The following is a 9,760-nucleotide window of genomic DNA, read 5'->3' as shown; positions in this document are numbered from 1 at the left end:
TTCACACTGTGGGGGTCGCAAGTTCGAAACTTGCATCGCCCACCATTTTTGCCAATAAAAATCAAGCACTTAGAAGAAATTCTTGGTGCTTTTTTTACGTCTAAAAGTAGTGTTGCCAAATTTAAATTGCCAACGAAGAACAGCGAATTGAAATTACGATTCCAGGCTGACTATGGGGCTACTTGTTTTGATCAACTCATCCAAGAGCGACATTGCATCTTTAGAAGTTGCCGTGTAGGGATCAAATTCAGGGTGCGCCATCTGCACCATCGGATCATCTTTAGACAAATGAACAAGCGCCATACACCATTGGCCAAATCGGCGCTGCGTAATTTCTTCCATCGACAGCAGTTCAATATTATGGTGATCTCGACTAGCCATGATTCGAGAGTAAAGAACGTTGACTTGATGTCTTTCACCTTCTAGAACTTGCAGCCACAAGCCTGAGCCTTGACATAAAACGCCAGTGATATTTTCTCTTTTGTTGTAGATACTAGATTTTTCTAAAATTGAAGTGGTGACAGTAGTCGTGACAGGGCCCACTGGTTGGCTGACATACAAAAGACGTACGAGCATGTTTGGCTCCTTTTTAGAAAATTACAAGTTCACAGATAAAACATCTTTTGACTGACTGGCGCAGTTGGCGCAAATGCACGCTTTGCCTCTTGCAGCTGTCGGTAAGAGGGCCAGCACTTCAGGTGCGAACTCTGCATCCACGCACCAGCAGGGCTCGAGAGCCAAGCCAGTGGCTCGGGCCTTCTCCATGGCGCAAGCGTTTGGCGATTGGCAAATTGGGCAAAAGCTAGGGTCGATGTCATTCATTCCTGAGAGGGTATCACCTTAAACGGCTGCCTTCAAGCTAGGATTAGGCAGGTTTTGAAGGTCGTCATATCGTTCCTGCACAATGCGACGAAGCTGAATTATTCAGATGAAATTGAAAGGACTTTTATGTTGTCTCGATGGTTGAAATCTGTGGTCGTAGGAGCCTTCGTTGTGGGCTCCTCCTTGGCGCTGGCTTTGCCAACGCCCAAAGACATTGAAGCTGCAGTGGCCGCAGGCCGCTACACGCAGGCCGAAAGCATGCTGCGCGAGGTGCTGCAAGACAAGCCTCAAAGCGCCAAAGCGCATTACGAGTTAGGCCAAGTCTTGGCGCAATCTCAGCGCTACAAAGAAGCCCAAAGTGAACTGCAAAAAGCAAAAGACATTGACCCGTCTTTGAAGTTTGCAACCAGCCCTGAAAAGTTCAACACGGTGTTGGCAAAGATCAATGATTTGGCGGCTGCGCCGTCATCGTCCGTGGTGATGGCGCCTTCTGCGGCCCCCTCTGTCGCGCCAAGTACCCAGGCGGTAAGCAAGGCTTCGCCCGAGCCTGCCGCAATGGGTGGTGGTTCGTCGTTGACGTATGTGTGGCTGGCCATTGCAGGCTTGGTGGTGTTTGGTTTGTGGCTGCGCCGCTCGACGATCAATGCCGCTAAGAATGCCCAAGCCGCTGGATATGTTCCTGCGGCTTCGCCTATGGGTGGAGCGTCCATGAGTTCGACCATGGCAACGCCCATGGGCTCACCAGCCGCTCCGCGTGGTTTTGGCGCTCAGTTCACGCCCAATGCCGCGCAGGGTGGCTATGCGCCGCAAGGCTACGGCCCTCAAGGTGGTTACGCGCAGCCCAACACGCGCGGCTCTGGCATAGGCGGTGCTGTGGTGGGTGGTTTGGCGGGTGTGGCTGCAGGCTACGCTTTGTCTAAAGCTTTAGAGGGCGATCATCAAGCGGCACCATCTGCAGCGGCAGGTGCATCACCCGCCGCCGACAACGGCGGCTATGTGCCGTTTAATACGCCAGCCCAGCCCGATCTTGGTTCTTTCGATGCCGGCTCTGGCGGCGACTGGGACAGCGGTGATTCGGGTGGCGGCGACGACAGTTGGTAATCGTCAGCTGATAGCCAACAGCGCTTGCGACACCACATCGTGGGTCAGCTGCATGCTTGCTTTGTGTGTGGCGGTCATGGGGCGGCGCGCTGACCACACCAGCATAAGCTGACTCATGAGCTTGGGCTTCTCCACGCGGTGGGTGGAGAAGTCTTCAGGCTTGGCAAAGTTGCTCAGCGTGTAGGCGGGCAGCAGCGCATAGCCCAGGCCCTCTTTGACCAACTCCAAAATGGCGTTCAAACCGTCAATCTCCAGCACGATGTTGGGCTTGCAGTTGAGCCGCATCATTTCGGTGTCGATCAGCAGCCTAAAGGCGTTGGGTCTGCTGGGTGCAATGAGCGCAAGCTTGGCTACATCGGCCATTTGTACGACGGCTTTCAGGGGGGTATTGCCAGAGGTGGGTGAGCTCTTTTTTCCAGCAATTAATACGAGCGTGTCTTCGTGCAACACCCTCATTTCTAAATCGGGTGATGGCTGAGGGTTGTAGAGCACGGCCATGTCTAAGCGGCCCGCACGCAAGCTTTCCATCATCAACACCGAAAAGCCTTCCGTCAAGGACAGTTGCGCATGCGGAAAGGCAGCGCGAAATGCCAAAGTCAGCGGCACGGTCACGAGCTTAGACAGGCTAGGCGGCAAACCAATGGAGACCCGCCCTGCCAACGCGCCGCGCACCGAGCCTAGCTCCTCTTGGGCTACGGCCACTTGGTGCAGAATGCCCCGCCCGTGCTCAAGCATGACCAATCCAGCTTCGGTCACGGTCACGCCCCTGCCATTTCGTATAAGCAAGTTTTGGTGCAGCTCTACTTCTAGTTGGCGCACATGGCGGCTCAATAGAGGCTGCGGAATGTTCAAAGCTTGCGCTGCTTTGGTGAAGCTTCCCAACTCAGCCACACGGACAAATGATTCGATTTGCTTGAGTTCCATAAGCTTCTTTATTTTGAATAACCTATTGTCTGATATTTAAATTCGTTATAGCAGCTAGTTCGCCGTTTGCGTTGTGTGTCTGGGCTAAATCTTTAAAATTGCTGAGATGCAAACATCTTCTTCACCTCTTGTTCTGCGTGGAATCTCGTCCATGGCCACCCAGGCTTTGCTGGCCAATTTGACGCAGATCTACCTTGTGCAAGCCGGTGTGCAGGTGCAAATCGAATCTGTGGGTGGCGTCGATGCGGTCAAGCGGGTGCAGGCGGGTGAAGCGTTTGACATGGTGCTGTTGGCCTCTGACGCAATTGAGCGTTTGATCGCTTCGGGTCATCTGCAAAGCGGCTCTCGGTGCGACTGGGTGCGTTCACCCGTGGCAGTGGCTGTGCAAGCAGGTGCAGCGCATCCAGACCTCAGCAACGCAGCAGCGGTGAAAGCGGCAGTGTTGGCCAGTCCGACACTCAGCTACTCTACTGGCCCAAGCGGCGCCTACCTAGAACAACTGTTTCAGCGTTGGGGCATTGCCGACACAGTCAAAGCACGCATCGTGGTGCCTCCACCAGGCACGCCTGTGGGCGCACTGGTTGCCAGTGGCCGAGCCGCTTTGGGATTTCAGCAGTTGAGCGAGCTCATGTCCTTGCCCGGCATTGAGGTGCTGGGCACTTTGCCTGCGGATGTGGCGTTTATCACCACGTTTTCATCTGGTATTCCCACCGTCGTCGCGGGCGACGCTGCGGCTGATACTGCGCGTGTGGCAGCCGTGCAATCGTTTTTACAGTTCTTGGCTTCGGCTGGCGTACAAGACGTCAAGCGTAAGCAGGGCATGGATTTTTAATAGGGTTTTTTATGTCTCTCATCATCGACGTCCACGGTCACTACACCACAGCGCCCAAGGCGTTGGAAGATTGGCGCAACAAACAAATTGCGGGCATCAAAGACCCAGCATCTATGCCTAAAGTGTCGGATTTAAAAATCAGCGACGACGAGTTGCGCGAAACCATCGAGACCAACCAACTGGCCAAGATGAAAGAGCGCGGCTCGGACATCACCATCTTCAGTCCACGTGCCAGCTTCATGGCGCATCACATTGGTGATTTCCAGGTCTCATCCACATGGGCTGCTATTTGTAACGAGCTGTGCTACCGCGTGAGTCAGTTGTTCCCCGACAACTTCGTGCCAGCAGCCATGTTGCCTCAGTCGCCGGGTGTCGACCCCGCCACCAGCATTCCAGAACTGGTGAAGTGTGTAGAGCAATACGGCAACGTCGGCATCAACCTCAACCCCGATCCATCGGGAGGTCACTGGACATCACCCCCTTTGAGCGACAAGGCGTGGTACCCCATTTACGAAAAGATGGTGGAGTACGACATCCCCGCCATGATCCACGTGTCCACCAGCTGCAACGCCTGCTTTCACACAACAGGCGCGCATTATTTGAACGCGGACACCACCGCCTTCATGCAGTGCTTGACCTCTGACTTGTTTAAAGACTTTCCCACTTTGAAGTTTTTGATTCCGCATGGCGGCGGTGCTGTGCCTTACCACTGGGGCCGTTTCCGTGGCTTGGCGCAAGAGCTGAAAAAGCCTTTGCTCACGGAGCATTTGCTCAACAACATCTACTTCGACACCTGCGTGTATCACCAGCCAGGCATTGACTTGTTGACCCAAGTGATTCCGGTCAAGAACATCCTATTTGCCTCTGAGATGATTGGCGCGGTACGTGGCATCGACCCCGAAACCGGCCACTACTTTGACGACACCAAGCGCTACATCGAGTCCACCCTCAACCTCAATGCTGACGAGCGCCATCAGGTGTACGAAGGCAATGCACGTCGCGTGTTCACGCGCTTGGACGCACAGCTCAAACTGCAAGGCCGATGATTTTTAATCGGGGTCAGAGTTAATCGGGGTCAGAACCTAATTGTTTTTTGGAGATTTCTTATGTACGAACTCGGCGTTGTGTACCGCAACATTCACCGCGCAGACCGCGCAGCAGCTGACGGCTTGGCCGCTTTGGGCTCAGCCACCGTGCACGAGGCCATGGGCCGCGTGGGTTTGCTCAAGCCCTACATGCGCCCCATCTACGCCGGCGCGCAAGTGTCGGGCACGGCGGTGACCGTACTTTTGCACCCTGGCGATAACTGGATGATGCACGTGGTGGCTGAACAAATTCAGCCCGGCGACATCGTGGTGGCGGCCATCACCGCCGATTGCACAGATGGCTATTTTGGCGATTTGTTGGCCACATCATTCCAATCTCGTGGCGCACGTGCGCTCATCATTGACGCGGGTGTGCGCGATGTGAAAGAGTTGCAACGCATGAACTTTCCCGTGTGGAGCAAAGCCATTAGCAGCAAAGGCACCATCAAGGCGACCATTGGCTCGGTCAACATTCCTGTGGTGTGTGCAGGCATGTGGGTGACGCCCGGTGATGTGATCGTGGCTGACGACGACGGCGTGGTGTGCGTGCCTGCAGCTATGGCTGTTAAAACCTTAGAAAGTGCGCAAGCCCGAGAAGCCAATGAAGGCGAGAAGCGCGCCAAGTTGGCGGCGGGCGTGTTCGGTCTTGATATGTACAACATGCGCAAGTCCTTGGCTGTTGCTGGCTTAAAGTACATCGATTAATTTCGATTACTTTGAAAGCTTGTTTTATGACACACACCTCTAAACGTCAACACATTGCAGCTTTGGCGTTGGGTGCTTTGGCGCTGCTAAGCACAGCCGTTCAAGCCCAAGACTTCCCCACCAAACCGGTGCGCATCCTCACGCCTTTTCCTGTGGGTAGTGGCCCTGAGGGGTTGCTGCGTTTGGTGGCAGACAAGTTGTCACGCACTTGGGGCAAACCGGTGGTGGTGGAGAACAAGCCAGGTGGCAACGGTTTTATAGCCATTGACACGTTCAAGCGTGGTGCAAGTGATGGTCATGATCTGATTCAGCTCGATGGCGTTCACTTGTCGGCGTACCCACATTTGTTTAAAAAGTTGCCCTACAACGCGAAGACAGATTTTGAGCCTTTGTTGCCGCTGTTTAAAACCTATTTTTTTGTGGCTGTGGCCACAGATAGCCCCTACAAAACCATGGCGGATTTGGTGGCAGATGCCAAGGCCAATCCTGGCAAGCTTAACTACGGCTCTTGGTCCGTGGGCAACCCCGTGCATTTGGGCTCTGCTTTGTTGGAGTCGGTCACTGGCACCGACATGCAGCACGTGATCTACAAAGAAACCAGCATGCTCTACAGTGGCGTGGCCAATGGCGAGCTCTCGTTTGCTTTGGGAACCAACGCCTCTGCAGGTGCCATGTATCGCGCTGGTAAGTTGCGTTATTTGGCGGTGGCAGCACCGAAGCGCGTCAGCGCATTTCCCAATGTGCCGACCGTGGGTGAGTCGGGCGGGCCTGCAGGTTTTGAGGTCAGTGGCTGGACCACTATTGCAGCCCCCAAAGGGTTATCCAAAGCCTTGGCCGACAAGATTCAACGCGACATCGAAAAAGCCTTGGCCGAACCCGATGTGCGCGAAAAATTCGTCACATTTGCCTACGAGCCATTTATCTTGAACCGTCAACAGTTCAACGCCTACATCCAAGCGGAGTCAACACGGTTTGACGCCATCATCAAAAAAGCACAAGTCTCTTTGGACTGATGCAGCACGATAGGGTACAAGATGGAATTTGAAAAAACACCCGGCTGGCTAGACTGGTACAGCGGCCCTGCCAAACCCAAATTTCAATTACCAGCAGGTGCGGTGGATGCTCACTGCCACGTGTTTGGCCCATGCAACGAATTCCCTTACGCGCCCGAGCGCAAGTACACACCCTGCGATGCGTCGAAGGCTCAACTCTATGCTCTGCGCGACCACCTGGGCTTTGCCCGCAACGTGGTGGTGCAAGCCACTTGCCACGGCGCAGACAACAGTGCCATGCTCGATGCTTTGGTCAACTCTGGCGGCAAAGCGCGTGGTGTGGCCACTGTCAAACGCAGCGTGACCGAAGATGAATTGCAAGCCATGCACGATGCCGGTGTGCGCGGTGTGCGCTTTAACTTTGTGAAGCGTTTGGTGGACTTCACGCCCAAAGACGAGCTGCTAGAAATTGCCAAACGCGTGCAGATGTACGGCTGGCATGTGGTGATTTACTTTGAAGCGGTCGACCTGCCCGAGCTGTGGGACTTCTTCACTGCACTGCCCACCAACATTGTGGTGGACCACATGGGCCGCCCCGATGTCACCAAGCCTGTGGATGGCCCCGAGTTTGAGCTGTTTGTGAAGTTCATGCGTGAGCACACCAATGTGTGGAGCAAGGTCACTTGCCCCGAGCGTTTGTCAGTCGCAGGCCCCAAGGCATTGAACGGCGAGCAAAACGCTTACCAAGACGTGATTCCCTTTGCCAAGCGCATCGTGGATGAGTTTCCCGACCGCGTGATTTGGGGTACCGATTGGCCGCATCCCAACCTCAAAGATCACATGCCCGATGATGGTTTGTTGGTGGACTTCATTCCCCACATTGCGACCACCGAAGCAATGCAACGCAAGTTGTTGGTGGACAACCCCATGCGCCTTTATTGGCCTGAGGAGACTTTTTAATGGCGCTCGACAAACCCTACACAGACGTTCCTGGCACCATCATTTTTGATGCTGAGCAATCGCGTAAAGGCTATTGGCTTAACCAGTTTTGCATGTCGCTGATGAAGGCTGACAACCGCACGCGTTTCAAAGCCAACGAGCGTGCCTTCCTGGACGAGTGGGCCATGACTGAAGAACAAAAGCAGGCCGTGTTGGCCCGCGATTTGAACTGGTGCATGCGCACCGGCGGCAATATTTACTTCCTTGCCAAGATCGGTGCGACCGATGGTTTGAGCTTCCAGCAAATGGCAGGTTCGATGACGGGAATGACCGAAGCGGAATACCGCAACATGATGATTCAAGGTGGTCGATCGGTTGAGGGCAACCGTTACATCGGCGAAAACGGCAGCGCGCAAGCGCAGCACCAACCCCAAGGTGCTGCAGGCAAAAGCGCCGCCGCAAACAAGGCTTGAAAATGGCAAAAATTACCGCATCCGTTTACACCTCTCACGTGCCAGCCATTGGCGCTGCACTGGACTTGAGCAAGACACACGAAGACTATTGGAAGCCGCTTTTTGCGGGCTACGATTTTTCAAAACAATGGATGAAAGATAACAAGCCAGATGTCATCTTCTTGGTCTACAACGACCACGCCACAGCCTTCAGCCTAGACATGATTCCAACCTTTGCCATTGGCACAGCGGGGCAGTTCACTCCCGCCGATGAAGGCTGGGGTCCGCGCCCGGTACCCGTGGTTCAAGGTCACCCCGAACTGGCCTCGCACATTGCACAGAGTGTGATTCAGCAGGACTTTGACTTGACCATCGTCAATAAGATGGCCGTGGACCACGGCCTGACCGTGCCACTGTCATTGATGTGCGGCGAGCAAGACCCCGTGAAGGGCGCTTGGCCTTGCCCTGTGATTCCATTTGCGGTCAACGTGGTGCAGTACCCCGTGCCCAGTGGTCAGCGTTGCTTCAACCTCGGCCAAGCCATTCGCAAAGCGGTTGAGAGCTACGACGAAGACATCAACGTGCACATCTGGGGCACAGGCGGTATGAGCCACCAGTTGCAAGGCGCGCGTGCGGGTTTGATCAACCGCGAGTGGGACAACGCCTGGCTGGACCAGTTGATCCACGATCCGCTGGCTTGCGCCAACAGGCATCACATGGACTATGTGCGCGAAGCGGGTAGCGAGGGCATTGAGTTGGTAATGTGGCTCATCGCACGCGGTGCGATGTCTGACATTCAAGACGGCAAAGCCACAGGCCCAGCGCCTAAGCTGGCTCATCGCTTCTACCACGTGCCTGCATCGAACACCGCTGTCGGTCATGCCATTCTTGAGAACGTCATTGAATAACTTTGAAGGATAGATCTTGAGCGCTGTCCTCAACTGGAGAAAAAAATGAGCAACACCATCAAAGTCGCCCTAGCTGGCGCAGGTGCCTTTGGCATCAAACATTTGGACGGCATCAACAACATCGACGGCGTCGAAGTCGTCTCTTTGATCAGCCGCGATTTGGAAAAAACCAAAGAAACTGCCAGCAAATATGGCATCCAACACGTCACCACCGACTTGGCTGAGAGCTTGGCTTTGCCTGAAGTCGATGCTGTTATTTTGTGCACACCCACACAAATGCACGCCGCACAAAGCTTGGCTTGCTTGAAAGCAGGCAAACATGTGCAAGTGGAAATCCCTTTGGCCGACAGCTGGAAAGACGCTGACGAAGTGGTGCGCGTAGCCAAAGAAAAAGGCTTGGTGGCGATGTGTGGTCACACCCGTCGCTTCAACCCTAGCCACCAATGGGTGCACAACAAAATCAAAGCTGGCGAATTCAATATTCAACAAATGGATGTGCAAACCTACTTCTTTCGCCGCACCAACATGAACGCGCTGGGTCAAGCCCGTAGCTGGACCGATCACTTGCTCTGGCACCACGCTGCGCACACCGTGGACTTGTTTGCTTATCAAGCCGGCAGCCCCATCGTCAAAGCCAATGCGGTACAAGGACCTATCCACCCCGCACTGGGTATTGCGATGGATATGAGCATCCAGTTGCAAGCAGCCAACGGCGCAATTTGTACCTTGAGCTTGTCGTTCAACAACGACGGTCCCTTAGGCACGTACTTCCGCTACATCGGTGACACTGGCACTTATCTGGCGCGATATGACGATCTGTACACCGGTAAAGAAGAACAAATCGACGTGTCTAAGGTGGCGGTGTCCATGAACGGCATCGAGTTGCAAGACCGTGAGTTCTTTGCTGCGATCACAGAAGGGCGCGAGCCGAATTCGAGCGTTGCCCAAGTGCTGCCTTGCTACAAGGTGTTGCATGAGTTGGAGTTGCAACTCAACGCCT

12 protein-coding genes are annotated in these 9,760 nt (G+C 54.4%); 9 read left to right on the top strand and 3 right to left on the bottom strand.

Features of this window, described 5'->3' with window-relative positions; translation table 11 throughout:
- Positions 1–153 precede the first annotated feature (153 nt).
- On the bottom strand, positions 154–576 hold the full coding sequence (locus tag ABWP81_RS11250; protein ID WP_353141840.1) for a BLUF domain-containing protein: 423 nt from the start codon (positions 574–576) through the stop codon (positions 154–156).
- Positions 577–597: 21 nt separating this feature from the next.
- Positions 598–822 (bottom strand): cysteine-rich CWC family protein, encoded by a 225-nt coding sequence (locus ABWP81_RS11245; protein ID WP_353141838.1) that lies wholly within the window; start codon positions 820–822, stop codon positions 598–600.
- A 126-nt stretch (positions 823–948) separates the two neighbouring features.
- On the opposite strand from ABWP81_RS11245, the gene ABWP81_RS11240 reads away from it, so the two are divergent.
- The gene (locus ABWP81_RS11240; protein WP_353141836.1) at positions 949–1,923 is read left to right on the top strand and encodes a tetratricopeptide repeat protein; all 975 of its coding nucleotides are present in this window, start codon (positions 949–951) and stop codon (positions 1,921–1,923) included.
- Positions 1,924–1,926: 3 nt separating this feature from the next.
- Here the strand turns inward: ABWP81_RS11240 and ABWP81_RS11235 are convergent, their stop codons facing one another.
- Positions 1,927–2,847, bottom strand: a complete 921-nt coding sequence (locus ABWP81_RS11235) for a LysR family transcriptional regulator (RefSeq protein WP_353141834.1) — start codon at positions 2,845–2,847, stop codon at positions 1,927–1,929.
- Positions 2,848–2,953: 106 nt separating this feature from the next.
- On the opposite strand from ABWP81_RS11235, the gene ABWP81_RS11230 reads away from it, so the two are divergent.
- From ABWP81_RS11230 to ABWP81_RS11195, 8 genes are all read left to right on the top strand, one after another.
- Complete coding sequence (locus ABWP81_RS11230; protein WP_353141832.1) at positions 2,954–3,679, top strand: substrate-binding domain-containing protein; 726 nt, start codon at positions 2,954–2,956, stop codon at positions 3,677–3,679.
- An 11-nt stretch (positions 3,680–3,690) separates the two neighbouring features.
- Positions 3,691–4,725, top strand: coding sequence for an amidohydrolase family protein (locus ABWP81_RS11225; RefSeq protein ID WP_353141830.1), 1,035 nt, complete (start codon positions 3,691–3,693; stop codon positions 4,723–4,725).
- A 60-nt stretch (positions 4,726–4,785) separates the two neighbouring features.
- The gene (gene ligK, locus ABWP81_RS11220; protein WP_353141828.1) at positions 4,786–5,469 is read left to right on the top strand and encodes a 4-carboxy-4-hydroxy-2-oxoadipate aldolase/oxaloacetate decarboxylase; all 684 of its coding nucleotides are present in this window, start codon (positions 4,786–4,788) and stop codon (positions 5,467–5,469) included.
- Between the two features lie 26 nt (positions 5,470–5,495).
- Positions 5,496–6,482, top strand: coding sequence for a Bug family tripartite tricarboxylate transporter substrate binding protein (locus ABWP81_RS11215; protein ID WP_353141826.1), 987 nt, complete (start codon positions 5,496–5,498; stop codon positions 6,480–6,482).
- 21 nt (positions 6,483–6,503) lie between these two features.
- A complete protein-coding gene (locus tag ABWP81_RS11210; RefSeq protein ID WP_353141824.1) occupies positions 6,504–7,421 on the top strand; it encodes an amidohydrolase family protein in 918 nt (305 codons plus the stop codon).
- Positions 7,421–7,873: a protocatechuate 4,5-dioxygenase subunit alpha gene (ligA, locus tag ABWP81_RS11205; RefSeq protein ID WP_353141822.1), complete on the top strand. Its 453-nt coding sequence runs from the start codon at positions 7,421–7,423 to the stop codon at positions 7,871–7,873. Before ABWP81_RS11210 ends, ligA begins: the two co-directional genes overlap by 1 nt.
- Positions 7,874–7,875: 2 nt before the next feature.
- A complete protein-coding gene (locus ABWP81_RS11200; protein ID WP_353141820.1) occupies positions 7,876–8,760 on the top strand; it encodes a class III extradiol dioxygenase subunit beta in 885 nt (294 codons plus the stop codon).
- 45 nt (positions 8,761–8,805) lie between these two features.
- Positions 8,806–9,760, top strand: a 955-nt coding sequence (locus ABWP81_RS11195; RefSeq protein ID WP_353141818.1) for a Gfo/Idh/MocA family oxidoreductase, incomplete at its 3' end; no start/stop codon positions are given.

It is taken from the genome of Limnohabitans sp., assembly GCF_040401135.1.
Classification (GTDB): Bacteria; Pseudomonadota; Gammaproteobacteria; order Burkholderiales; family Burkholderiaceae_C; genus Limnohabitans.
Note: the sequence above shows the minus strand (reverse complement) of the source record. Positions and strands in the feature narration are given on the sequence as shown.

What these genes read in the sequence shown, in the direction of transcription:
- ABWP81_RS11240 (WP_353141836.1), top strand. Translation starts at nt 949, where the DNA reads ATGTTGTCTCGATGGTTGAAATCTGTGGTCGTAGGAGCCTTCGTTGTG.
- ABWP81_RS11210 (WP_353141824.1), top strand. Translation starts at nt 6,504, where the DNA reads ATGGAATTTGAAAAAACACCCGGCTGGCTAGACTGGTACAGCGGCCCT.
- ABWP81_RS11245 (WP_353141838.1), bottom strand. Translation starts at nt 822, where the DNA reads ATGAATGACATCGACCCTAGCTTTTGCCCAATTTGCCAATCGCCAAAC.
- ABWP81_RS11230 (WP_353141832.1), top strand. Translation starts at nt 2,954, where the DNA reads ATGCAAACATCTTCTTCACCTCTTGTTCTGCGTGGAATCTCGTCCATG.
- ABWP81_RS11200 (WP_353141820.1), top strand. Translation starts at nt 7,876, where the DNA reads ATGGCAAAAATTACCGCATCCGTTTACACCTCTCACGTGCCAGCCATT.
- ABWP81_RS11250 (WP_353141840.1), bottom strand. Translation starts at nt 576, where the DNA reads ATGCTCGTACGTCTTTTGTATGTCAGCCAACCAGTGGGCCCTGTCACG.
- ABWP81_RS11235 (WP_353141834.1), bottom strand. Translation starts at nt 2,847, where the DNA reads ATGGAACTCAAGCAAATCGAATCATTTGTCCGTGTGGCTGAGTTGGGA.
- ABWP81_RS11215 (WP_353141826.1), top strand. Translation starts at nt 5,496, where the DNA reads ATGACACACACCTCTAAACGTCAACACATTGCAGCTTTGGCGTTGGGT.
- ligK (WP_353141828.1), top strand. Translation starts at nt 4,786, where the DNA reads ATGTACGAACTCGGCGTTGTGTACCGCAACATTCACCGCGCAGACCGC.
- ligA (WP_353141822.1), top strand. Translation starts at nt 7,421, where the DNA reads ATGGCGCTCGACAAACCCTACACAGACGTTCCTGGCACCATCATTTTT.
- ABWP81_RS11225 (WP_353141830.1), top strand. Translation starts at nt 3,691, where the DNA reads ATGTCTCTCATCATCGACGTCCACGGTCACTACACCACAGCGCCCAAG.